Here is a 24,187-nt window from a genome sequence, read left to right as displayed (position 1 = left end):
AGGTTTTCATTTTTACATATGAATGAAGATCAGATCGTTATCAACCGAAACACCGAATTTCTCCACCGTGACATCATACGTTTTGGTGCGCATCGCCGCATCCGTGATCATGCAGCCTGTCGGAATATCAAACTCCCACTGATGCCAAGGGCAACGTACGATTTCACCCTCTCGATCAAATTGAAAGTCACCTGGACCTTCAGAAGACACATAGGCTGTCACCAGGCCTTTGCACAGCTCTGCTCCTTGGTGAGGGCAAATATTGCGCAGGGCATGAAAGACTCCGTTGATATTATAGATACCGACACTGCGTCCTTCAACCTCGACAATCTTATGGGTGCCAGGCGGAATCTCCCCTACCGTCCCTACGATGTGCTGCGAGCTTTGCTTCATTTCGTCTCCTCCGTTTTGCGTGGAGGCAGGCCATATAGCTTAGCTGCATTCTGATAGTAGATGCTGTCCCATAGCTCAGGTTCCAGTTTGGGCAATGCTTGACTTGGTGAATCATAATCCCAATGCGGATAATCACTGCAAAACATAAGCGTTTCTTTAGAATAGATGCTCTCTAACATATGGTCGAAGATCTCACGGTTCGGTGTCTCCTCAAACGGTTGCGTGGTCACACGGACATGCTCCCGGAAATACTCGCTCGGTTTCTTGCGAACCCAAGGCGTTTGCACCCGCAGTCCTTTCCATTCTTGATCGAGCTTCCACAGGAATGGGGCTAGCCACAAGACGCCGGCTTCCTGTAGGACGACCTTCAACGTAGGGAAGCGCTCGAACACCCCATCGAAGATAAAGCTGGCCAAATGTGCACCCATGACCGCGGGACGCGCACAACGCTGCTCAATGTAGTGCGTCACATACCCCGCCCCCGTATGCGGGCTATTGATGCCTTCCCCTTCTAATCCAACGTGGATGGTGAAGGGTAAGTTATGGCGAACACAGGCCTCATAAATGGGATCATAATGCCGATTTCCATATGGTAGCGTAGAGCCGCTGGATACAACGACCTGCACCATGTCGGATCTGCCGCCGACGCGGTCAATCTCTTGCGCAGCAAGTTGCGGCGCCTGCTTCGCAATGAATACAGAGCCTCTCAACCGGCTGTCTTGCGAAAGCCAATGCTCAATCGTATATTCATTAATCCCTCGGCAGAGTGCAGCCGCATAATTATAATTAGGCGTAGCGTGTACGGCATAACCTTCCCCTGTGAGAATGCCATATTCGACATTGTAGCGGTCTAGATGCTGCTTTTGCATGAAGGCCAGGTCACTGCCGGCAGAACCGCCGCCTTCAGGATACGCATCGGCCATTCGGCCGCCTACGCCGCCATTAAAATGCATGCCTCCTGGCAGCGCAGGACCGTATTGCTTCATAAGCTCTTGATAAGCTCGCGGCAAGTAGGGTTTGATGGATTCCAACCCTGTTGCTTGATGAATGTCGCAATCAATAATGGATCGTTTCAGCTTCGGACGTTTGTCCGCCGGTAACGGTGTGTTGGTATTCGAAGTCTGCATATCTTTTGCCCCTCCAGCAATTTACATTAGATAGCAGGATGTGAGGTCGCAGATACGAACCATCCTTGCTTCTTGACCTTAATGTTACGTTTCCAGCGACCAAACAACAATGCTGTCGTGTCTTGTATCTTTTGCGATTTTGTAAGGTGGCTACATTCTCCTAGGGGATCGCCCTAACGTATACATCATCAAAATAAGCCTGCGCAATATGGGTGTATACGCCAATTTTCCCGCTTGAAAACGTGCTGTCGGTAACGTTGATCTTGAGCGTTCCATTGACATACGCTTTCATTGTACTCCCGTTCACTTCGAGCTTGAACAGATGCTGAACACCCGTACTCAGAGAGAGCGGAACAGAGGCAAGAATACTTTCCGAATTGTTCACAATCTTTCTAAGCGTCAGCTGCCCAGCATGATCATCATAATAAACGAAATAAAAGTTTTTACTATCAACGAATCTGGCAATTAGCCCCATTCGTCCATATATGCTGCTGCTCCAGCTATTCGCCTTTAATTTCGCCTCTACACTGTAATTTTGCCATGACGTATTTCCTGCTGAAGCTTTGGATCCGCCATAACCAAGATTGTCGGCAAAATAAACTTTGGAGCCTCCGTCCGGCACAATGCTAAATTGGCCGTAATGAATCGTCCAAATGCTGTTTCCACTCTCAAAACCTTCATAGAAAATGATATCCGAGGTCGTAAGCGACACGGTGCTCGATGCCGAATTTCCAGCAGGATCGAATGCTTTAATCATATACGTGTAAGCCGTAGGTCCGGATACGGCCAGATCGGTATACGTGGTCACGGTCGTGTTCAATGTGGCAATTTCAACGCCATTGCGATAAATTGTGTACCCGGATACACCCGCGTTGTCGATCGAAGCGTCCCAAGTTAGATCGACCCTCGTTGCGTAAGGAGAAACCGCGGTTACGTTAGCCGGTGGGGTTGGCGCAGTCGTGTCGGTGCCGATGAGCGGCGCGTACACCAACTCAAAGCCATACCCTTTGTCGGTCTCGAGCGGGACTGTAATCGTATCGCCAAGCACACTGATCGGAATCTCCTGCAATCGTACACCATTCATCGTAAGTTTGTAGGCTTTATATGCGCTTGGTGTTTTGGTTGTCTTCAGTTTCACTTCGGCAGTGCCGTACTTCGCCTGCGTTGGTAAATCTCCACGGTAGTAATAGGTTACACCGCTAACCGTTTCTTCACGCTCACCTGTCGCTGCCGCATCAGTTGTATAAATCACCAGCATTCTGCCGCTTTCATCCAGCGGCTGGTCATCAAGGGAAGCCACGGATAAAGTTCCCTTCGACAGGTTCGCCTCCATCGTGATCGGGCCAAGCTCATAGCTGTTGTTGTTCATCGTTCCTGCTGCAGCCACCACGTAAGGCGTGTTAATAAAGTAGGTATTTAAATTAAGGTCAAAAAGCAATTCACCTGTGTCGGAAACCAACTTGTTATCATTCAAATTCGCAAGCATACTCGTTTTCAGGCTGGTATCATCAATGGCATTGATAAACGTTTCCGCCACTTGCTTCAACGTCATGCTGTTCGTAATCGTAATTTTATTCGCAGCAGGAATATCGCCGTTTGCAATCTGCGCATCTGTAAGATCAGGTGTAATCTTATAGATGGCGTAAGGCTCTCCCGGCTTATCGGCATACACCGTTACCGTCTTGAACAAATGCGGGATGTACATACGATTCCGCTCTGGTGATTCATTTTCCGTTGCAGAGGCATGCGTTGTTACATAGGTTTTATCTCTCACGATAACAAATTTCGCATCAGCTGGTGTGAGATGAGCTTGTCGGAACACTAGTGTCCCTTGGTACTCGGACATCGTTGCAAGCACATCAGTTAAAGAATCAAAAGAGGTCGATCCTCCCTGCGGCGTTTGATTGACAGCCTCATTTACACGGCTTACGTAATGAAACCGATTCAGCATATCCCACCCTTGGTATGCTCCTGTTGCAGCCGTCATCAAGCCGATGTCATCTCGGCCTTTGTTTGGAAACTCATGATTAAATTCCGTTAAAGCAAATGGCTTGTTATATAGCTGCCCCAAGGCAAGACCGGGAATATAATTTTTGAAAATAAACGAGCCATATTGCGGCACATAATTCGCGCTTGATTCTGGTGCAAAGATCATGCTGTAACGTGGATGCGTCAATGGATTGTATTTGAAGGACTTTCCTCTGCCATCCACAATGCCGTTATACAGATGCGTTTCATGAACATCAGCCTGCGTCCGCCAATAATTCGCTAAGGAATCATTGATATAGTTAATGCCACCAATCGGTGCTTTGATGCCAATCGTATCCTTGAGATACGACTTCATTGCGCCGTAAGTAGCAAACTGTTTCTCGGTGAAGTACTCAGCCAGATCGTTTTTCGTGTCCCCCACCGCGCTCCAGAAATTATTTGGAAACGTTTCGATTTCCGGTTTTCCTTTGCCAGTCAAGTAATTATTGAAATCAGCGAGCATCAAGGCTTTAAAATTCGCGTTGGAGAAATCGGCATTGTAGAGAATCACTTCGTTCATAGGGGACACGCCCATAATTTGAGGCTCATCCTTCAAGGCAACAGTTGTATACGGATTCACATGATTAAACAGCTGATAGGCGAAAGATTGCCAGATGGCTTGCCCTTCCGGAAGGAGTGTGGCCAAATACTTGGATGCGGTTGAGCCATATACACTTTCACCTAAGCTAGGTACATTTTTGAAATTTGCAAAGGACAAGATGTCCAGATCAATATAAATGCCGCGGGCCTTCAGCAAGGCGTTAAAATAATCAAAATTATCAAGTTTATTCGTATTTAAGGTCACCGTGGTGGACGTGAGCGGCTGCATAAGTCCTTTGGCCCAATCATAATTCTGATCAATAGACGAGTAGCGCACCACATTATAGCCCATTGCAGCAATCCGGTCGGCCATGACGACCATTTCCTCCTTGGTTGGGTCTGTACCGTAACTACCGTTCAAATTTCCACCATAGTACTTCACTTTGGTATTGGGTTCATCTTCAAAATAGTAATCGCCGTACACATCGATTTGAACCGAACCCTTTGAGCCCGCTGGTGTATGGTTCAAAACAGACAAATCCATGGCACTGCCCGGAACAACAGCTATCGTTGTATCAATGGGGCGCCAATTGGCATCGGCTACAATGGGTGCTGCGCTGACTGGTGGAGCATAGCCTAAAGCACCGACCAGTGGAAACAATATGGTTGCAATCATGAGTCCTGCCAGCTTTGGCATCATCTTTTTTCTCATCGTTCATTCCTCCTGCATTCGTTTGTGATACATCCTCTAAAACCTCCGTGAAAGCGCTTTAAATAAATGTTGCATGAATGTTCTCTACATCACTCCCTCACAAGTAATGAAACGCTGCATACAAACGCTGTGCCTGCCTACTATAAGGGATTTCCGACCAAACCAACAATGATCGTATGTCTTTTAGTTTTGTGATTTTGTAAGCTACGCCGTCCTTCAAGGACAAGAGCGTGTATGAAAATAGCCGAATGTAATTCACAAATTTGATTAACTGGAAAAAGTACAGCTATTAATGAGGAATTTCCTCGAAAACTCAATTTAACTGGAAAACCTGTAGTTAAAACTACCTTTTTTCTTCGTATTAGGTGAAATGGATCAAATTAGATGCATATTTTCCATCTATTCTGCTTTTGTTCATTAAACGCCAATATTTAACAGCAGAAAATCCATCTATTCATCTGACGCACAGAGGAATTACGAAACTCCCCTCCGATCATCTCACTTTTCTGAGAATAAAATGAAAAAAAAGACCAGCCTATTAGGCTAGTCCTTACATTTATGAAAGCTACTTTCTAGCCTCATATTCGGCTGAAATCTTCTTAAATACCTCATAACTGCGATTGGCACATTCCGAAATCGCGATCGGATGGAATCCTGTCACCTCGGCATATAACTTATCGTTAAGTGGCTCGGCCCACGAGGCCGGAAGCTTGTCAGCCCCTAGCTTCGCTCCCATAATCGATCCAACGGTAGCGCCGTTGCAATCGGTATCCCAACCACCTAGAACCGATGTCGTAATCGCCAGCTCAAAATCGTCCTTCGCAAAGATTAGCGACGCAGCAACCAAAGCTGCATTATTGTTCGTATGAACGCAATGATAGTGCTCGAACGCATTCCAAATCCGCTCGACTAAATCTAATTGATCAACCGCACTGCGTGCAATGTCTACCGCTTGTCGAATATCTTGAGCCAATCGGCTATTGCTAGGAATTTCGCTAAGTCCTATTTCCACAATGCGTTCATTATCGGTCTCATTGAAAGCCGCTGCAATCATCGCGGCCACGAACATTTCCCCATAAATACCGTTCTTCACATGGGAAAAGGAAGCATCCCGCCATGCTAATTCAGCTGCAAGCTCTGGATTTCCCGCCGCACCGTATGCAAAGCCATCGGCTCTGATTTGAGCGCCAATCCACTCCCGATACGGATTTAGCCACGTTCGCACCCAGTCACTCTTCTGTGCCCAGTCCTCTGTTTTTTCACCTTGCAAATGAGAGGTCACTTGAGCGAAATTCAAATAAGACTGCGTCTCAGCTGTACATACTTGCTGGTAGCTAAGGTATTTATGCCATAGCTTACCAATATCCCAGCTATCGAAATTCAATCCTTTTTCCTCCAAAAGAATCAAACCTAACACGGTATAACGGATATCATCGTCGGTTTCCATAAACTGAATGTTTTCTTTCCAACTTTTCTGACACCAGTCATTCACTTTCAAATCATACTCGGCTGACGCTCGTGAAGTCCCTGGGGTATATCCGCTAATTGGCCAAGCATCTGCTCCCTTGAACCATAGCTCAATATTCTTCCATCCGTCTCTTCCACCACTGCCATGCATAAATTGACCATTCTCAAACGGTTTACCTAGTGCACACCCGATACTTCTTCCGAGCCACGCACCTTGAAATTGATTGAGCCATGCAGCATCCGATTTATCCGCCGGTAATTGGCGAGGCCCTTCGGGCCGAGTCGCACGAATGCCAGGCAAGTCGGAAGGCTCCTGATAGGGGAAGTCTGCACGAATTTCAAGCGCCATCAACTCTTGGTACACGGCCATTAGCTTGGCATCATCATTTTCAGCTGCAGCCCACTTGTCTAGGAATCCGCTGACATCGCAGCCCTCTTCTCCCCTTTGTACAATTTCTAAACGCACAATATCCTTTAATCGCTCCCAGCCAGCCATCGTAATACCACCTTTATGTTAAGATTTTAAGCTGATTATACGGGGGTGACTCTAGCAAAATCTTCTCAATTTCCTTCGCACTTCTCAAAATAATTGCTTCACGCCAAATTGTTTACGATATTCTTGAGGAGATAGTCCAGCATCCAAATTAAAGGCTCGATAGAAGGAGGCCAAGCTCTGAAACCCACTGGAAAAGCTAATGTCTGCGATACTATCGAGGCTCGTGACAAGCTGTTTTTTAGCTTCGCTAATGCGCAGCTGCGTCATATAAGCAATAAAGCTGATGCCAGTATGCTCCTTAAAAAGGCGGCTTGTCCGCGCGGTGCTCCAGCCTAGATGCTCAGCAACATCGGTAAGTTGAAGCGGCTCTTGATACCGTTCTTTCACAAAAAGCATCACTTCTTTGATCTCGCGCTGCGAATTGGACATATTCTTCCATTGCTCATTGCTGAAAGCATTCCTGTAATGGCGAAGCAAGATAACACCCAACTCTAGCAATTTGCAACGAGTAAGCGTTAGATAGCCCTCAGCCTTTGCATCAAGCTCCTCATAAATCTGTTGAATGAGTACCCCGATTTGCCCCGCAAGCGGTGTTCCAGCCCCAATATGATTCTCAAATCTCTCTGATCGATAGGCAAATGGCAGTAATAGTCGTTCATCTTCTTCAAAAAGGAGACTCGGATCGAAATTCAGAAAAATATATTGGCTTGGATCGTGCTGTGCGGATTGAGCAATATGAAGCTCCGTATTATTGACTATAAAGACATCGCCTTTGCGAACTTCGTATAGTTTATTTTCAAAAATAAATTGCCCTCTCCCTCCCCGGCAATAGCCAATTTCCAAGCTAGAATGGAAATGAAGAGGCTGTGGATACGGTTTTGGACACCAAAGATACGCATTTATTGGAATGAGATTGTCATATTCGATCTTCTGCTTCAATGGGTTTCAGTCCACCTTCGAAATTGAGATAGCTCTATTTTACCATTAGCAAAAATGTTGTGGACAATAAAAATACCATTACGCATTTTTACGAAATTGTAATGTCTCACCCCTCATTTTTATGCGATTGTTATGCGCGAATTAGTAAGATTAGTCCTGTAGACAACAGCGCAACAAACAAATCCAATCCACTTGAGGAGTGTTTCTCGATGAAAAATAATAAAAAAGTTCTAGCCGCTCTTACGATTTCAGCAACTGTCGGGTTATCCGCCATTCTTCCTTACCATGCCCTTGCAGCAAATCCTTTCACGGATACCGCAAGTGTTGCGCAAATCCAAACTGCGATTGAGCAATTAGCTCAGCAGCAGGTACTGTCTGGTTATGAGAACAATACATTCAAACCTAATCAAGCCGTCACACGCAGTGAGATTGCCAAAATGGTAGCCCTCTCTTTCCACGTTAACACGTCTGTGGATGCAACGACAGCTAGCCCTTTTCAAGATGTGACTTCAAAAGATTGGTACTATAACTACGCCATTTCCCTTCAGTCATTAGGCGCTATGAACAGTGTGGCTGGCCAGCAATTCGCTGGGGCGCAAACGATCTCGGCGGAGCAGTTGAGCAGCATCATTGCGACGGTACTTCAAGTTGACGTTGCAACGATTCGCCAGCTGCCAAGCTACGCCTCACTAAGCAGCCAAGTTACACGCGGTCAAGCTGCCTTGCTTCTCGTTGATGCTCAGAAAGTCGCGCCTGTTCGTGTGACGAAGTTGGAGGTTTTGAATGGTATTTCCCTACAAGTGACCTTCTCAGCACCGATTCCGACGGCAGAATTAGAGCTGGATCCGGCGTCCAAAAACTTTGTTTTTGACAATGGACTTGCCATCAATAACGTTCCGCGCCTAAAAACAGGTGCTGTATCCACCTATATCGTTCCAGTCCCAACACAAAAAGCGGGTACAACCTACTCGCTGTCTTATAAAGGTCAACCTGCTGTTACTTTCACAGCTAGCACAGAGAAAATCCGTTTGGATTCCACGGCTCAGGTTGCCAATGATCTCTTTGAAGTTGAATCCCATCTGACTGACGGTGTTGCGGATTATGGGTATGTCATCGCGGCATATGCCAAGGGCCGCCCTGGTTCCTTTATTGTTGATGAATCGAATCGTTACAACGGCATGACCTACCAAATCCTATCTTCCATGCGTAATCGCCAAGTTCAAATCACCCCTGCGGGCGGTGCAACGATGACGGCTAATTACTTGCCATTCACGCAAGCAACCGATGGTCGCCAAGCGCCGAAGTTCATTTTGCCTAACGGAGAGACCTTCAAACCTGGTGTGACCTATACGGTTTCCGCTGACTGGGCGACTTTGAAGAATCCTACTTTTACGGCCAAAGCATTCGCTCCGCTGCAGCTTCAATCCGCTGCCGCGGTTGATGCTAAGACAATTGCAGTCACACTTACGCAAGATCCGAAGGATGAAATCTTCGTTTCCCGCCGCGTAACTCTAACTGCTGCCGATGGCAAAGTTCTGACTGCTGAATACAGCTTGACGACACGCAAAGGTGCCGTGGGTACGTTCACGCTTCTCAATAATGATCAATTGGTTCCAGACACAATATACACAGTTGCGCCAGTAGGTGCATGGGCGACAGCAACAGGCGTCACTTTAAACTTGAAAAAGTAAGTGTAACCTCGACAATTGAACGACAAAAAGATAAGGAAGATGACCTGTGATCAGGTTCTCTTCCTTACCTTTGTTTGCTAAACTTATCCACAGGTACTGTGTTTCCTTGGCTTCTTTTATTCTAAAACCAGAGGTGACCTTCTATATGGTATTCATGAATAGATCTCTATTCGCACGCTTAACACCGCTCACGCTGTTTCTTGTGTTAGTTGGCTGTAGCGGCCAACAGCCGAACACTGTCAACACCATCAACTCAACGAAGACAGCAACACCATCTCCTACTGCTGCTGCAACTCAGACGGCCGCGCCAAGTTCCTTACCTGCAACTGCGAGCCCATCGCCTTCAGCGGCTACGGCTACAACTTTGATGGTGACACATTCGAAAAGTGACTATATGTCGTTCCTCGATCCCGCTTCAGGCCGGATGGAGAAGCTTGTCGTGGGAACAGCCCCTTTTGCCATCGCAGAAGGGCCGAATCATCGCGCTTATGTGTCGACAGCTGAAGGTGTCGCGGTCATCGACACGAACCTCCGTACACGGATTGCGCTTGTCCCTTATCAGGCCAATGTGGGTAAACCACGCTTTGGTGAATACCGCTCGGGCGGCATGGGAATTGCCGTATCGCCAGACGGTAAATTCGTATATGTGGGTGTGTATCTCGATGGAGGCAAGAGTCAACTTGAAATCTTAGATTCGGAAAAGCTCGCAATGACAGGCCGAGTTGCTGTTGGCGTACGACCTTTTGACGTTGTAACCAGTCTTGACGGCCGCGAAGTCTACAGTATCGACCACGACGGCTACACCGTGACGGCTGTTGATCCTTCCAACCTCAAAGCTCGCACGTTAGAAGCTGCTCCTTTCGGTAAAGGCGGCTTCGAGAAGCCGCACTACGCCGCAGTTCGAGCTGACGGCCGCTTACTTCTGCCTTACCAAGGCCGCGGCCTTGTGGTGCTGGATCCGAAGAGCGGCAGCTACACAACCGAGCCCTTGACGGGGAACACACACCAAGAAGGTGTCACGCTTACCCCGGACGGCAAACAGCTGCTGATCGTTGGCATCGGCTCGGCAGGCAGTGCTACGGGCAAGCCTAATTTGACTGTGCTCGATGTGAACACATATAAAGAGAAGATCCTTCCCTTAACTCGCCTGCACCAAATGGTCGCCAGCAGCGCCGATGGGCGCTATGCCTATCTCACAGGAGGCGTCACTTATGCCGATACGGGCTGGAATGGAATGACGGTGGTCGACCTAACGAGTGGCACAACGCGCGAAATGGAGCTGCCTGATTATCCACTTGACGTGCAGCTTCTGGCGAATAACTAGTATCAGTCGATATTTGTCCCCTTTGCGATACACCAATTCCTCACAAAAAGCTATCCGCATTACGGATAGCTTTTTTTATAAAAGGACATCTTTCATTCATTATTGATTTAAACGATACATCTTAGCTGGCTCCGCAAGAACATTACGCGCATACGCCAGGAACTCGGTGAAATGCTCCGATTTATTATGACGATCGATCGCTTGTTCATCCCGCCATTCCTCAAGCATAGCAAAACTACCAGGTCGAGACACATCCTCATAAAGATTGTAGCTGATGTTCCCCTCCTCGGCTTGCGTAGCAGCAAGCAGCAAATTAGCCTTATTCAGGAAGGTATCGCGCTCCTCCACTTTTACTGTCATTTGTACTTGTAAAATGATCATGGTTATCCTCCTCTTATTTGAATTCGAATCCCTGCTTCTCAAGCATATCTCGTACTAGCGGATAATAGATTCGGTTATATATGGATGACACGGTTTGCGACCAGTTCCTCGTTTCCTTTCCATTCGTACGTTTCTCCATATAGACAGAAACTTCATCGTCATATTGTTTAATCAAGCCCTTAAGCTCAGTATTATACGTTTCTTTGTGCCAAACAGCGGCTTGCGGAAGACGATGCTTCTTATCGGATGTATCAACAGGGTGACCAACCACGAGACCACTAACTGGGAATACATACTCAGGCAACCCAAGCAGCTCGATGAGCTCAAGAGGCTGTCTTCTCACTCCACCTATCGGTACGATTCCAAGCCCTAACGATTCAGCCGTAGCAATCGCGTTCCCCATCGCCAGACCTACATCTGTGGACCCTACGATAATGGATTCTGCACTATCCGTTACGACTAATTGCTCACCGTTAAGCTCCGCGGCAATTTTGGCTCGGTAAAAATCTGCACAGAATAGTAAAAATACGGGAGCTTGCTCGATCCAAGACTGATTGCCGGAAAGCTCGGCAATTTTCGATTTCGTTTTCGGATTTTGAATGCTAATTACGGTGACCTGCTGGCCATTAATGGACGAAGCTGCCGCTTGCACTGATTCTATAATCATCCTTAAATCCTGATCGCTTACCGATTGATCGGTATAGTTTCGGATAGAGCGATGGTTAATGAGCGTATGATATACATCATTCATTTAAGTTAACCCCTTTAGTCGTAATTTAGTTCAGTTTAATTTAGGCGTATGTTTTCAACGCATTCTTATCCGTTGGGACGTTCTCGAGGTATTTAATCTTACCTTCGTTATCCAGCTTGGCAATATCAATCCCCGTCAAAGCATAAACCTTGCCAGCAACCGTCTTCCCACAGACTGCCCAATTCGATACATAGCTACCATCTGGTTGAGGCTCCCACTTTTCCCACATGTGCTTAACATCCGAATTGTTCGTATAGAAAGCCTTCATAAAGCTTTCAAACCCGATTCTTGTTGCGCCATTTAGAACGATAACGGCATCTGGTGTAAATAATTGCAATAAACGCTCCATTGCGTAAACATCCGTTCGAGATTGGTCAAATAAATCGAAGTATTCATTCAAATTGTTCATTTTGTTCACTCCACTTCTATTTTTGTTGTGCTACTTGTTTTACGGAAACCTCTGATATCTGACGCAGGCAATTAATGACACTATTATATAATTGATGTTTGCAACTATTATACAAAAGGGCACCTTCTTTCTAGGAGCTTCTAGGAAGAAGGTTCTTTCGTAAACGGGATACTGCGCAATGCCGTATTCACGAGACTAAGCGTTTCAAATACTTGTTCATGCTTCTCTTCCGGAATACCCGCGAATACATTGCGCAAGTATAGGTCCATGGTTTCTGCGATGTGCAGCTGTTTCATCTCGCCATCCGAGGTCAACGACAATACGACATAACGCCGATCATTTGGATCGGGTAGTCTATTGACCAAATCTAGCTCAACGAGTTGCTGAACTTGTCTGCTAAGTGAGCTTGTATCCGTTGCAAGCAGCCCGGCAAGATCATTAAGCGATAAGTTCGGTCGTTTGCCTAACTCGTATAGAATATGGCTCTGGATAACAGAGATGCCGCAGTCCTGGGCGCCGTCTTTCTGTAATAGTCCAAACACTCTCACTAGCCGTTGGAAGGTTTCCCTTACGTTAATATAAGGAGAATTAGTAGTCATTATCATCACCTGAATGCAGTGTAACATACAATAGTTGATAATTACAACTAATATGGGTAACCTCCGCGATCATTACTCGAATCATTACTTTTTTATCAGACAACTCGCTCACATCCATACGAAGATGTTGGCTGAAAAATTAATCCCCCTTCGCCATATAACCAACACCAGGGTAGGTTACAATCAGTTCCTGCCCCTCGGTATGGGCCTTCAGCTTCTGTCGAATGCGCGCGATGGTAACGCGCAGGTACTCGACCTCATCACGGTACTCACTTCCCCAAATCTCGCTCAACAACTGCTCATGCGTCATGACTTTGCCTTCATGCTGCAAGAGTAGAACAAACAAATTATATTCCGTCTCAGTGAATTTCACTTCCGTTCCACCTAGTCGGATGCGTCGCTGAGCTAGATTGACGTTCACAGGTCCAACGGTCAATTCACTCACCGTAGATGGTGAAGGCATACGTCCATCCAAGCGACGGAGCACCGCATTGACTCTGGCGAACAGCTCGTCCAACGAAAACGGCTTGGTCAAATAATCATCCGCCCCGAGATTCAACCCTTGCACTTTATCCGCGCCATTGCTCCTTGCTGTTAGCATAATAACAGGCACACTCGAATAAGCGCGCAGCCTGCGCAATACTTCGAAGCCATCCATCCCCGGCATCATTAGATCCAGCAATATCAAATCTGGATCGACGGCTTCCATCTTCTCCAACGCCTCGGCCCCGCTCTGGCAGGCCACCGTTTCGAAACCTAAGGATTTCAAATTCGCCGCGATGAATCGAATGATTTTGGGCTCATCGTCGACGATCATGATTTTCTTTGCGCTCATGCTAGCTCATCTCCCCCATTAAACCGTGGAATCATCAAAGTGAATCGGCTTCCCTCACCCAGTTGGCTTTCAACCTGAATGGTTCCGCCATGGGCTTCCATAATTCCTTTGCAAATCGCCAACCCAAGCCCTGTGCCTCCGGTTTGACGACTGGACGATACGTCCACACGATAGAAGCGATCGAATAATTTCGCCAAATGTTCCTCTGCAATACCGATCCCATTATCCTGTACGTGAACGTAGACATACTCTTCATCTGCATGTGTGGTCACATGAATGATCGGTTCCCGCTCGTTATAGCGAACTGCATTGATGAACAAGTTCAAGAAAACCTGCTCCATTCGGAGCTTATCTGCAAAAACTAGAGGCGTATCCGAAGATAACGCAACCTCCAATTGAAGTCGTGCAGCGCTGATATCTTCAGGCAGTCTATGTCTAGCACTTTCGATTACGGCGGCTAGCCTCAACGGTTGCGGATGAATCCCCATCGCACCTGATTCGATTTTGGATATATCCAGCCACTCATCGATAAGATCTTGAATACGGCCTATATCCTCGTGAATGCCTTCCAGCAGCTCCAGCTTAAAGTCCTCATCCCAGTGCGCATCCCTGCGCAGCAATGTTTCCACACCGCCGCGGATACTCGTAATCGGGGTTTTGAATTCGTGCGAAGCAAGGGAGATGAGATCGTTCTTCAACGCATCGATTTCATGCTCCTTCGTTCTGTCACGCCACACGTAGCCGCGGCCAAATACCCGCCCCTCCCGCGCAACCTGAAACGCGGATACCATCATAAAGCGTGGCTTGCCTTGCTCTGTTTTCACAGTTAAGGCGCTCTGTACCCTCGGCTCTGCCGTCAACTTACGCAATTGGAGCTCGTCCTGATCTTCTGGCAATAGCTCAGCAATCCGCTCAAATAAATCAGCCTCTGGCATATGGGACAATTTGCCCATTGGAATTGCGAAACTTTCCGCCATCTGATGATTGGCATACAGCACATTATGCTGCACATCAATTAGGACAATCGCATCTGACATGCTTTCCAAAACAGCATTCAACGTCGCATGCTCGTCCTGCAATCGCTGTGTGCGCTCTTCTACGCGATGCTCAAGCTCGCTATTCAGTTGCAACAAGGCGCGTTGGTTTTCCTTGATCTGCGCGGCCATACGGAAGAAATGCTCGGCAAGTTGATGCAGCTCTGCGGGCGCTCCTCGTGGTACTACCTTCAGGTCAGGCTGAGCGAATGATCCTCCAGCTAATCGCTGTGTATAGCCAACTAAGGCGTGGATCGTGCCGTTCAATCGTTTGGCCAACAGACTGCCTAACAGTAAGGTTAAAATGAGCGTAAACACTACCAACAGCAACGTGATCCGTAAAGATTCCGTGAATGCTGCATTGACAGCTGCGGTCGACCTGCTTACCCATACAATGAGATTCAAGTCTGGTATAAGCTTGTATGTAATAAGTTCTTTATGCGATGAGGCGCTTAGTGTGTAGGTGCCTTCGCCTTGTTTGAGCATTTTGGCATCGGCGACGACGGGCTCCTTGGATAAATCAGCCATGGATTCCGTTAACGCTGCATTCGGATGATAAATCGGCTTGCCGGCATGATCCAGCACAACAGGATACGCCTCTGTCCCATAATCGTATTTGGTAACGAGCGTCTTAATTGGCGCTAGTTCAAGTACAGCTAATACGAAGCCATCCACCTGCTTGTTGCCCTTGTAAATCGGTACGGCAATCGCTATAGCTGGTTGGTTCAAGCTCTCAGGGCCTTTGAATAACGATGATATAATTGCTTTCTGTCCAGCCTTCACACGTGCCGAATAGTCTCGATCGTTAACATCAACACCAATCAGATCCGTCGACATCCGGTGTGTTGCTTTGATCGTACCTTTATCATCGACCACATAGATACCTGTGAATCCCTCCAGATTCTCTTGCAGCGATTGCAGCTTCAACGTCAAGCTCTCCCGATTGCGAAAAGCCGCATCCGATGCCGAGATCGTAGCCGCTAAGGTTTCAACCGCATTGCGATGATAGGACATGTAAGCTTCCACTGCGTCCCCAAGGCGATACGTCGTCTGCCGCTGGTTCTGGTTCGTTTCCTTTGTAATATTCTTAATTTGCGAAACCTGAAAGCCGCCTAGAATCAGGATCGGAATCAAGGCCATTAGGGCAAATGTAATCGTTAAATGTGACCTCATGGAATAATGCTTCAATAGGAAATACCCCGCTCTCCAGCTCAAGCTCTTGTTTAGCTTTCCAACTTATTTTACCACTGACAAATTTGTAATGAAAATGAAATCTAACTTTCATGTTGTTTTAATGTAACTTGCCTATAATAAAGAACAACCCCCCTTTAAAATATATATACTTAGACCCACAGCCCGTTGCTGTGGGTCATTTTTTTTGGCATACTAGGTAGACACTAACACTAAAGGGCGGCTACGTATGACAACACCTGACCATGAATGGATGACGACCAAATTTCGCGGCATCAAGAATGTCATTTCCTCTTATTTAACGCAGGTACTGCCTCAATTTCAGATATCTCCGATTATGATGTATGTCTTGGAGTATCTACGCAAGCATCCCGACTGCATCGCGGTGGATATTGCCAACGAATTCGGGTTAACGCGGGGAGCAATTACACAGCTATTGGATAAAATGGAGGAGCAAGGACTACTTGTCCGCAAACCCCATCCGACCAGTCGCCGCAGTCATCTTCTCCAAATGACGGATAAAGGGAACGAGCTCATCATTCACATTCTATCTGCGTATAATACGAAAATCGAACAGCTTTTTACTTCATATACAAAAGAAGAGCTCGCGACATTGCAACAGCTATTAGCTAAAATGCCTGTTTAATGAAGCTGTAACCATAAGTAGATTCTTCTACATAATGGACAGCTTTTTTTATATGTCTTACTAGTATAGCCGCTCCCTCTTCCAACTCGTTAAAATTAGCCGAAACAGACTCCGAAGGGGGAACGAAGATGCCTTATTAGGCCGTAATCAGACGAAACGAGAACTAAGGGGAACGTGAAGGCACTATAGGCTCAATTTTCGTGAGTTATGAGAGTTTTCAAAGAAATAAGATACGTTAGTTCCCTTGCGATGACGATTTCACCTATTTTTCCGCAAATAGAGCATCCTCGTTCCCTCTACGTTGGTGGACTTGTGTGACAACCCTTTTTTCATACTCCTCTTGACGAATTCGACTTTCAGGTATATTGTTTAGTTTCTAAACAGTTAAACAAATAAACACACAAGGAGTTCATCCTATGCATAAAATAATGGCTATTACGGGGGCATCCTCAGGTATCGGACTTGCAACCGCCTTGAAGTTTGCCGAGCTTGGCTGGACCGTCTATGCAGGTACGCGTAATGTCGCTCGCGATCAAGAGCAGTATAGTGGTATCTCGAACCTTCATTTTATGGAAATGGAAGTAACGGATCCCGCTTCTATGGAAAAAGCCTTCGGCGAGATTGAAACTAAGCATGGACATCTCGATGTGCTGCTTTGTAATGCAGGTTTTGGTTTTCTGCGTGCGCTGGGGCAGGCGACTTTCGAGGAAATTCAAGCCGTATTCGACACGAATGTATACGGCGTGATGCATACGATTCGAGCAGGCCTTCCCTTGCTTCGCAAATCGGATTCGGCTCATCTTATCGCGACAACGAGTGTTGGCGGCTTGGTCGGTCAACCTTTCAATGAAATCTATTGCGCTGCAAAATTCGCTGTAGAGGGATTGCTCGAAAGCTTAGCTACCTACTATAAACCTGCCTTTGGTATCGATGTTACACTGCTGGAGCCTGGAGCAATTGCGACGAATTTCAATGCTACGGTGCTGGGGCACGTGCAGAAAACCGGCGGCATCTTGGAGGATGACTACAAACCGATCATCACGCAATATTTGGATAACTTCTCCAAACGCAATTCGGTGCCGCAAACCTCAGAGTCTGTTGCAGACGTTGTCGTTAAACTCGTCACTGAGATGGATCCTAAGCCGCTTCGTCTTCGTACGTCTGAACAAGCGGAGGCTTTCGTCCAATATAAAGTCAGTCAAGATCCAACGGGTCTTGCTGGGATGTTGAATACGCGTAAGCTGCATTTGAATATGTAGGCAAATTAATAGGCTACGTCGTCCTTCAAGGACGGGAGCGTTTATGGTGAAATACAAGAAAAGGGACTGTACTTGAGAAGTACGTCCCTTTTGGTATACGAAAGCCACGTTGGCGCTCCTCTCTCCTGCAGGGATGCGGGCAGCCGTGGCCAAATACTAGAGTAACTGTATTTTGTACAGTTACTTTCACGTCTACTTCGTGTTTCCATGATTTAACTGGAAATTATCCATGTAATTCCAAGATTTCAAGTGAATACTGGTGAAATTCGATGATTTAACGACATTCATTCCATCTAATCGTGAAATTCGGAGGAATTTGCGAGAATTAACTGTATGTTTTCCATTTAGACGGGTTGGAAAGCCGAATCAGATAAAGTGAAGAAAGAACCTTTCTATATACACCACCACAGCGGCATGGTCCCTGGGGTGGTGTTTTCTTATCAACACATAATTTCCCACAATGTTACGATAGGATGTCCATAATCTTTCGGTACAGTAAGGGTGTAAGGGAAATCAACCATCCCTACATGCTACATAAATCGAAAGGAGTTTTCAAACTATGAAAACAACATGGAAAAAACGCGCCGTTCAAACGAGCCTGCTAGCTATTATGACAACCATCGCATTCGGTGCAGTAAGTGCATCTGCGGCAGATACGACAACAGAAGCGAAGCCTACTGAGGCTATTCAAATGGTAAAAGCAGTTAGTTCAATGCCAGCGCTCCATATCCGCTCTGCAAGTGCAGGCTTGCTTGGCCAACCGGCTCATGAGCGCAACTATTTGAAGCTGCTAGCCACAACATATGCCCCAGATACCCTAGCGGACTGGAAGAAAGCACTAGACGATCGCAAGCAAGCAGAAGCGGATCTGCCAAAACCTACTTTCGCTAAGACAGTAACCATTTCCAAAGAAGATGCAGATGGTAAAATGCAAGTATTCCCATCTTCGGATGCTACATTCATAACATCAATTGAAGGTGGAAAAGCCATCGAAGCTTCACCACTACTACCTGCTCTCACAGCTGATGAGCTGAAAAACCTTCCTGAAGGGACAGTCGCTCCTCAACGCGTGTTCTTCACACGCACTGCGCAGGCCGATGGAACGACGCCAGAGCAGATTACCCGTCTTCTTCCAGTTGAGGCTGGAGTTACGAGTGATATAATGGTAGCTAAGCCTGTAGAAACTGAGAGCATGAAACTTCAACAAAAATTAACAGATGCGGTAGAAGCGGATGATGCAGAAGCGATTCGTGCGATCTTGCCGGATTTATTGAAGGATTTTGTAAAGGGAACAGAAGACATGCGTGACATGACTAAAAAAATGAAAGAACAGCAAACGGAAGCTGAGAAAAAATAAATAAGCATTAAGCAAGGTGGAACCGATCGCACAACATGGCGAATCGGCTCCACTTTTCCACATGTTAAAAGGCATGGAAGGCGTGATATACGATGTATAGCATCTTTTTAGTAGAAGACGAAGAGCATTTAAGAGGCGTACTAGGCGCCTATTTGGAGAAAGAGGGGTGGCAGGTGCGTTCGTTCCCCGATGGAACTTCAGCCAGAGAAGCGATCTCGGAGCGGCCGGACTTGTGGGTCCTCGATATCATGCTGCCAGGGGTGGATGGCTTCCAGCTCATCCGAGAGATTAAAGCCGATCAACCCTCACAGCCGGTGATCTTCATCTCGGCCCGCGATGCCGATATCGATCGCATTATTGGTCTTGAGCTTGGGAGCGACGACTATTTGGCGAAGCCGTTTCTGCCACGCGAGCTAGTCATCCGCTGCCGCAAGCTGCTAGAGCGCGTATATGCGCGGCAAGGGAACAGCGTGCTGACAGCCTCCATGGAGCGCCGCGCGCAGCTTACTACATTGGCTTCCTACACGATCGATGAGCCCGCTCGCACAGTAAGCAATAGTTATGGCACCACGCTCGATTTGACATCGAAGGAATATGAGCTGCTGCTCTACTTCGTGCAGCATCAAGGACAAGTGCTTGAACGCGAGCAGGTGCTGCGTGGGGTTTGGGGCATCGACTACTTCGGTACCGATCGTGTCGTTGATGATTTAGTACGCAGACTGCGCCGCAAGCTGCCCGACATGCGTTTAGAAACCGTATACGGATACGGGTATAGGATGGTGAAAGCATGAGTCTTCGACTAGGCCAGTGGCCGCTCGCCCTGAAATTATGGGGAGCCTTCGCCGCGCTGACTTTGTTCATTTTCACATTGCTCGCGGTGTTATTGCCTTGGACGCTGAAAGGGTTTTTCACCGAGCAGCTTTACAATATTTTGATGGATACCCAAAGTGGGCTACAAGTAGAGGCTACGCACGTGCAAGCGGTAGCGAGTCCTGTTTTTGCTATCCCCCTATTACCACAGCCTATGAACATGACATCACTCTCAGCATCTGATCCATCGCTTGGAAGTCGTGTTCTAGTTGTCCCTAACGTCGATGGAAGCAGTAACGTACAAATGGGAGTTTCATCGAGTGAACCTGTTCCCACTTTGACCGAAGCTTCTAAGCTTTCCGCCCAGATAACAGCTCCTTTTGAAAGAACGCTGACCGGCCCTTCCATTCGGCATTTTACGATTAGTGGCACACAAGCAGCCGAGTCCATGGCGGCAACAACAACGATCCATTCGGCAGAGCCATTCATGGCAGCGATGGAGAAAGATGCGCTAGCCCAGATGCAGCCCGTTGCCAAGTATACGCGCAGTATTGATAATAACAGCATCTTTTATGTCATCCGCAAAGAGCTCGTCCAAGGAGCACCCAACTTTATCGTTTCCTACGCTTGGGGTAACTACCGCAATGATCTCATCATGTCGATGTTCGTCCGACTGATCTTACTGATGGTCGGCCTGATCGTGATCAGCTGGCTCCCCTGCTTACTGCTGGCTCGGTATTTCACACGTCCCCTCGTTCAGATGGAACGCCATGTGGGACGTATGGCCGAACGCGATTGGCATGAGCCCATCGACACGGGCCGCCGTAAAGATGAGATTGGCCGCCTAGGCAAAGCCATTGAAGGGATGCGTCAGCGGCTTGTGAAACAAGATCGTGCGCAGCAATTCTTTCTGCAGCATACGTCGCACGAACTAAAAACACCGGTCATGGTGATCCGCAGTTATGCGCAATCCATTCAAGACGGTGTTTTTCCCAAAGGCACGTTAAGTGCCAGTTTAGGCGTCATTATGAAAGAAGGCGAACGCCTGGAGAAGCGCATCCGCGATCTGTTATTGCTAAACAAATTGAATTATTTTACGGCCAAAGAGAAGCCTTTCCATGCTTTTGAAATCAAGGCAGTCATCGAAGATGTTGTCGAACGACTCCGTTATAAGCGTCCTGAGATCACCTGGGAGCTGAACCTAGCTCCACACACGCTCCTTGGAGATCAGGAACAATGGAAGATCGCTTTGGAAAACATGCTCGATAATCAGCTTCGTTATGCCGAAACTTGCATTCGGATCCGCATGAGTCCCGCTCCTCATTTTGAAATTCGGATGAGTAACGACGGTCCGCTGCTCGATGAGATAATCGCGGATAATCTGTTCGAGCCATTCCGCACCGGCGGCAAGGGGCAGTTCGGACTCGGCCTAGCTATTGTGAAACAAATTATGGATCATCATGCGATGAGCGTTCAGGCTAAGAATGAAAGTGATGGCGTCACGTTCACCATTTTACCTGCTGACGATACGGTTCGAGGCTCCGAGACATAGCACGAAGTAGCAGAAATAAATAGCTGCATAAAGGACCGTCGTCGTAATCACTGGAATGAGGATCTCTCCGCTAATCATCTGGATCGACGTCAGCGCCTTGAGTACCATGATACTATGCATAACACCTAGTATTAGCGGCAGCATGAATACGAACAGGGTCTGTTTGGCGATCGTCGTCCTAATTTCTTTGCGGCTGACACCGATTTTGCGCAGCATCGCATAACGCTCTTTATCCTCGTTCGCATCGGTCAGCTGTTTGAAGTAAATCATACAACCCGTTGCGGCTAGAAAGACAAGTCCTAAGAAACCAAGCGTGAATATATCCATGCCTGCTGACTCCATGTTTTGGCGATATTGATAATAGTAGGAGGACAGCCCGTTCTGCTCTGTTTTCAGCTTCATCAGGGAATTAGAGGTCAGTTTCGTTGACCCTTGATTCTTAACGACATACCCTTTGTAGGTCACTTCGTCTGATCCTGGGACCAGCTTGGCATACAGGGAATCACTGACGATGAAGACGAGATCGGGGAAGCTCCATGGCACTATTCTTCCTACGATGCGCTGTTTCACCGTCAGGGTCTGACTACCTGTCTGAGAATTAAACGAAATCGTATTCCCAACCACCTCATTATCGGTAAAAGTCGCATATCTCGGCTGAATGATAGCGACATCGTTGTCTTGCAGTTCAATCAATCCTTGTCGATTCAACACATCGGAAGTCTTATTGTACATCGAAGCCGAAATGAGCTTAATCGGAACGGCCTTCGCATCATGACCTGATGGATGATAGTAGAAATTCGTCACATCCGCAGTAATTCGGATAATCGGAACATCCAGCTTAGCCTCGATCGGATGTTCTTTATCCTGCTCCAGCATAGCGCTAACTTGCCCATCGAAGCTTGCTCCTTGTGATATGTGCATGTAGCTGAAAGGGGCTTCTTCCTCTGCTTCTTTGGTGATCGTGAAATAGGAGCTTGAACCCACCGTAACGGCACAAAGCGTTAGCGCACTGAGCAGCGCAATCATCGTGAACATTCGTGTATTCCCTCGAATGCGATAAATCAATTGCGCTGTGGAGATCATGTTCATGCCTTTATAGTAGCGAGACTTCGTCTTTTGAGCGATTTTCAAGATATAAATGAGTGCATACCGGAATAGCAGATACGTGCCAGCGATCAAGGTGGCGAAGATAATGAGGAAATTCCGTCCCAATTGGGCAGAAGTCGTCATAGGCTGGAACACCGTCCAATAGCCGAGAATCAATAGGCCTATGGCCAAAACCGCTGATAAAGCCGATGGCTTCGGAACCTGCTCTCCCTCTTGCTCTGCCTTGAACAATTCCACGAGCTGAAAGCGATAGATCAATCGGTAGCTATGGATCGAAGTTACGACGATAATGATGGCAAATACGATCAGTGTGTTCACAATCGCCTCAGAGGAAATACTGAAGCTGACTTCAACGGTTGAATCCAGCAATTTGAGGAACATCATCGCAAACAGCTTGGACAGTAACGTGCCCAGCACGATACCTACGGCAACGGCGCCAATGCCCATCATCATATTTTCATAAAATAACATGGTGCCAATCTTACGCTTCCTCACGCCAAGCAAGGCGTACAAGCCTACTTCTTTCTTCCGCTTTTTGGTAAAAAACGAATTGGAATACCAGATAAACACCGCAACGAACAGGATGAGCACGATGGAAGCTTGAGTGAAAACGGACTTCATACCTTCCCATTTCTGCATATTCGCCGCAATCTCCTCACTGTAGCGCAAGGAAACGAACGTATAGTAAATCACGACACTGAAAATCATCGAGATGAAATAGATCAAATAATTTTTCAGATTACCGATGACATTCCTTCTAGCCAGACTAAATAAGGTCACTTGCCCCACCCCCTAGCACCGAGAGCACATCCATGACTTTGTTGAAAAACTCCTTGCGCGAAGCGTTCCCTTTATTTAACTCCGTAAATAATTGACCATCTTTAATAAAGACAACACGTGTACAATAACTGGCTGCAAAAGCATCATGCGTCACGATGAGAATCGTCGATTTGTCCTGCACATTCAAGCTCTGCAAGCTTTCCAGAAGCTCTGTCGCGGACTTGGAATCCAGCGCCCCTGTCGGCTCATCGGCCAGTACGAGACTGGGGTTCGACACGATGGCGCGGCATGCCGCTGTTCGCTGCTTTTGACCACCAGAAATTTGGTAGGGGTACTTATCCAGCAACGGATCAATGCCGAACTTCTTGCTGATCACAGCTACGCGGCGCTCCAATTCAGCCACATTCATTCTTGCTAAGGCAAGCGGGAGAATGATGTTCTCTTTCACAGTCAACGTATCCAGCAAGTTATAATCCTGAAAAATAAAGCCCAGCTTGTCACGGCGAAATTTGGCTAGCTCTGCCTCTTTCATCTTCATGAGGCTAATCCCGTCGACAACAATTTCCCCCGAGGTTGGCTGGTCGATGGTGGCTAACAGGTTCAACAGCGTCGTTTTGCCTGATCCAGACGGTCCCATAATACCTACAAATTCACCTTGCGTAATGGTTAAATCGATATCTTTCAATGCTGTAAATACATTGCCTTTGGTGCCGTATACTTTCTTCAACTGCTTAGCTTCAACGATCGTTTTCATATCGG

General features: G+C 47.1%; 20 protein-coding genes. 7 read left to right on the top strand and 13 right to left on the bottom strand.

The window, feature by feature from the left end; translation table 11 throughout:
- Positions 1-12: 12 nt before the first annotated feature.
- The 5 genes from GC096_RS34780 to GC096_RS34760 all read right to left on the bottom strand — a co-directional run bounded on the left by GC096_RS34780 (position 13) and on the right by GC096_RS34760 (position 7,702).
- Positions 13-393: a Rieske (2Fe-2S) protein gene (locus GC096_RS34780; protein ID WP_171637169.1), complete on the bottom strand. Its 381-nt coding sequence runs from the start codon at positions 391-393 to the stop codon at positions 13-15.
- Complete coding sequence (locus tag GC096_RS34775) at positions 390-1,520, bottom strand: amidohydrolase family protein (RefSeq protein ID WP_171637161.1); 1,131 nt, start codon at positions 1,518-1,520, stop codon at positions 390-392. Before GC096_RS34775 ends, GC096_RS34780 begins: the two co-directional genes overlap by 4 nt.
- A gap of 160 nt (positions 1,521-1,680) precedes the next feature.
- A complete protein-coding gene (locus tag GC096_RS34770) occupies positions 1,681-4,800 on the bottom strand; it encodes a LamG domain-containing protein (protein WP_171637159.1) in 3,120 nt (1,039 codons plus the stop codon).
- 565 nt (positions 4,801-5,365) lie between these two features.
- Positions 5,366-6,763 carry an ADP-ribosylglycohydrolase family protein gene (locus GC096_RS34765; RefSeq protein WP_171637157.1) on the bottom strand — a complete coding sequence of 466 codons (1,398 nt, stop codon included), beginning with the start codon at positions 6,761-6,763 and terminating at the stop codon, positions 5,366-5,368.
- 84 nt (positions 6,764-6,847) lie between these two features.
- Positions 6,848-7,702 (bottom strand): AraC family transcriptional regulator, encoded by an 855-nt coding sequence (locus GC096_RS34760; RefSeq protein WP_171637154.1) that lies wholly within the window; start codon positions 7,700-7,702, stop codon positions 6,848-6,850.
- Between the two features lie 209 nt (positions 7,703-7,911).
- On the opposite strand from GC096_RS34760, the gene GC096_RS34755 reads away from it, so the two are divergent.
- Positions 7,912-9,393, top strand: coding sequence for an S-layer homology domain-containing protein (locus GC096_RS34755; protein ID WP_171637152.1), 1,482 nt, complete (start codon positions 7,912-7,914; stop codon positions 9,391-9,393).
- A 145-nt stretch (positions 9,394-9,538) separates the two neighbouring features.
- Positions 9,539-10,717 carry a YncE family protein gene (locus tag GC096_RS34750; protein WP_171637150.1) on the top strand — a complete coding sequence of 393 codons (1,179 nt, stop codon included), beginning with the start codon at positions 9,539-9,541 and terminating at the stop codon, positions 10,715-10,717.
- Between the two features lie 99 nt (positions 10,718-10,816).
- On the opposite strand, the gene GC096_RS34745 is transcribed toward GC096_RS34750, so the two are convergent.
- The 6 genes from GC096_RS34745 to GC096_RS34720 form a co-directional block, all read right to left on the bottom strand.
- Positions 10,817-11,098 carry a putative quinol monooxygenase gene (locus GC096_RS34745; protein ID WP_171637148.1) on the bottom strand — a complete coding sequence of 94 codons (282 nt, stop codon included), beginning with the start codon at positions 11,096-11,098 and terminating at the stop codon, positions 10,817-10,819.
- Between the two features lie 13 nt (positions 11,099-11,111).
- Positions 11,112-11,849, bottom strand: coding sequence for an NADPH-dependent oxidoreductase (locus tag GC096_RS34740; protein ID WP_171637146.1), 738 nt, complete (start codon positions 11,847-11,849; stop codon positions 11,112-11,114).
- Between the two features lie 40 nt (positions 11,850-11,889).
- Positions 11,890-12,258 carry a nuclear transport factor 2 family protein gene (locus GC096_RS34735; RefSeq protein WP_171637144.1) on the bottom strand — a complete coding sequence of 123 codons (369 nt, stop codon included), beginning with the start codon at positions 12,256-12,258 and terminating at the stop codon, positions 11,890-11,892.
- A 140-nt stretch (positions 12,259-12,398) separates the two neighbouring features.
- Positions 12,399-12,857: a MarR family winged helix-turn-helix transcriptional regulator gene (locus GC096_RS34730; protein WP_171637142.1), complete on the bottom strand. Its 459-nt coding sequence runs from the start codon at positions 12,855-12,857 to the stop codon at positions 12,399-12,401.
- A gap of 139 nt (positions 12,858-12,996) precedes the next feature.
- The gene (locus tag GC096_RS34725) at positions 12,997-13,692 is read right to left on the bottom strand and encodes a response regulator transcription factor (protein WP_171637140.1); all 696 of its coding nucleotides are present in this window, start codon (positions 13,690-13,692) and stop codon (positions 12,997-12,999) included.
- Positions 13,689-15,899: a sensor histidine kinase gene (locus tag GC096_RS34720; RefSeq protein WP_171637138.1), complete on the bottom strand. Its 2,211-nt coding sequence runs from the start codon at positions 15,897-15,899 to the stop codon at positions 13,689-13,691. The genes GC096_RS34725 and GC096_RS34720 overlap by 4 nt, the downstream gene beginning before the upstream one ends.
- Positions 15,900-16,146: 247 nt before the next feature.
- Between GC096_RS34720 and GC096_RS34715 the strand changes: the two genes are divergently transcribed.
- The 5 genes from GC096_RS34715 to GC096_RS34695 all read left to right on the top strand — a co-directional run bounded on the left by GC096_RS34715 (position 16,147) and on the right by GC096_RS34695 (position 21,541).
- Positions 16,147-16,563: a MarR family winged helix-turn-helix transcriptional regulator gene (locus GC096_RS34715; RefSeq protein WP_171637135.1), complete on the top strand. Its 417-nt coding sequence runs from the start codon at positions 16,147-16,149 to the stop codon at positions 16,561-16,563.
- A gap of 416 nt (positions 16,564-16,979) precedes the next feature.
- The gene (locus tag GC096_RS34710; protein ID WP_171637133.1) at positions 16,980-17,822 is read left to right on the top strand and encodes an SDR family oxidoreductase; all 843 of its coding nucleotides are present in this window, start codon (positions 16,980-16,982) and stop codon (positions 17,820-17,822) included.
- A gap of 559 nt (positions 17,823-18,381) precedes the next feature.
- Positions 18,382-19,179 (top strand): hypothetical protein, encoded by a 798-nt coding sequence (locus GC096_RS34705; protein ID WP_171637131.1) that lies wholly within the window; start codon positions 18,382-18,384, stop codon positions 19,177-19,179.
- 92 nt (positions 19,180-19,271) lie between these two features.
- Positions 19,272-19,970, top strand: coding sequence for a response regulator transcription factor (locus GC096_RS34700; protein WP_171637130.1), 699 nt, complete (start codon positions 19,272-19,274; stop codon positions 19,968-19,970).
- A complete protein-coding gene (locus GC096_RS34695; protein WP_171637127.1) occupies positions 19,967-21,541 on the top strand; it encodes a HAMP domain-containing sensor histidine kinase in 1,575 nt (524 codons plus the stop codon). Before GC096_RS34700 ends, GC096_RS34695 begins: the two co-directional genes overlap by 4 nt.
- Here the strand turns inward: GC096_RS34695 and GC096_RS34690 are convergent.
- Together GC096_RS34690 and GC096_RS34685 are read right to left on the bottom strand one after the other, a co-directional pair.
- Positions 21,503-23,428, bottom strand: a complete 1,926-nt coding sequence (locus tag GC096_RS34690) for an ABC transporter permease (protein ID WP_171637125.1) — start codon at positions 23,426-23,428, stop codon at positions 21,503-21,505. The genes GC096_RS34695 and GC096_RS34690 overlap by 39 nt on opposite strands.
- The gene (locus GC096_RS34685; protein ID WP_171637124.1) at positions 23,415-24,182 is read right to left on the bottom strand and encodes an ABC transporter ATP-binding protein; all 768 of its coding nucleotides are present in this window, start codon (positions 24,180-24,182) and stop codon (positions 23,415-23,417) included. Before GC096_RS34685 ends, GC096_RS34690 begins: the two co-directional genes overlap by 14 nt.
- Positions 24,183-24,187: the final 5 nt, after the last annotated feature.

Origin of the sequence: Paenibacillus plantarum (assembly GCF_013141695.1) — a bacterium.
GTDB lineage: Bacteria > Bacillota > Bacilli > Paenibacillales > NBRC-103111 > Paenibacillus_E > Paenibacillus_E plantarum.
The sequence above is the reverse complement of the archived record's forward strand: the minus strand, read 5'-3'. Positions and strand labels throughout refer to the sequence as shown.

Bases quoted from the DNA above. Each gene is read 5' to 3' on its own strand.
- GC096_RS34780 (WP_171637169.1), bottom strand. From the start codon at position 393: ATGAAGCAAAGCTCGCAGCACATCGTAGGGACGGTAGGGGAGATTCCG.
- GC096_RS34775 (WP_171637161.1), bottom strand. From the start codon at position 1,520: ATGCAGACTTCGAATACCAACACACCGTTACCGGCGGACAAACGTCCG.
- GC096_RS34770 (WP_171637159.1), bottom strand. From the start codon at position 4,800: ATGAGAAAAAAGATGATGCCAAAGCTGGCAGGACTCATGATTGCAACC.
- GC096_RS34765 (WP_171637157.1), bottom strand. From the start codon at position 6,763: ATGGCTGGCTGGGAGCGATTAAAGGATATTGTGCGTTTAGAAATTGTA.
- GC096_RS34755 (WP_171637152.1), top strand. From the start codon at position 7,912: ATGAAAAATAATAAAAAAGTTCTAGCCGCTCTTACGATTTCAGCAACT.
- GC096_RS34750 (WP_171637150.1), top strand. From the start codon at position 9,539: ATGGTATTCATGAATAGATCTCTATTCGCACGCTTAACACCGCTCACG.
- GC096_RS34745 (WP_171637148.1), bottom strand. From the start codon at position 11,098: ATGATCATTTTACAAGTACAAATGACAGTAAAAGTGGAGGAGCGCGAT.
- GC096_RS34740 (WP_171637146.1), bottom strand. From the start codon at position 11,849: ATGAATGATGTATATCATACGCTCATTAACCATCGCTCTATCCGAAAC.
- GC096_RS34735 (WP_171637144.1), bottom strand. From the start codon at position 12,258: ATGAACAATTTGAATGAATACTTCGATTTATTTGACCAATCTCGAACG.
- GC096_RS34730 (WP_171637142.1), bottom strand. From the start codon at position 12,857: ATGACTACTAATTCTCCTTATATTAACGTAAGGGAAACCTTCCAACGG.
- GC096_RS34725 (WP_171637140.1), bottom strand. From the start codon at position 13,692: ATGAGCGCAAAGAAAATCATGATCGTCGACGATGAGCCCAAAATCATT.
- GC096_RS34720 (WP_171637138.1), bottom strand. From the start codon at position 15,899: ATGAGGTCACATTTAACGATTACATTTGCCCTAATGGCCTTGATTCCG.
- GC096_RS34715 (WP_171637135.1), top strand. From the start codon at position 16,147: ATGACAACACCTGACCATGAATGGATGACGACCAAATTTCGCGGCATC.
- GC096_RS34710 (WP_171637133.1), top strand. From the start codon at position 16,980: ATGCATAAAATAATGGCTATTACGGGGGCATCCTCAGGTATCGGACTT.
- GC096_RS34705 (WP_171637131.1), top strand. From the start codon at position 18,382: ATGAAAACAACATGGAAAAAACGCGCCGTTCAAACGAGCCTGCTAGCT.
- GC096_RS34700 (WP_171637130.1), top strand. From the start codon at position 19,272: ATGTATAGCATCTTTTTAGTAGAAGACGAAGAGCATTTAAGAGGCGTA.
- GC096_RS34695 (WP_171637127.1), top strand. From the start codon at position 19,967: ATGAGTCTTCGACTAGGCCAGTGGCCGCTCGCCCTGAAATTATGGGGA.
- GC096_RS34685 (WP_171637124.1), bottom strand. From the start codon at position 24,182: ATGAAAACGATCGTTGAAGCTAAGCAGTTGAAGAAAGTATACGGCACC.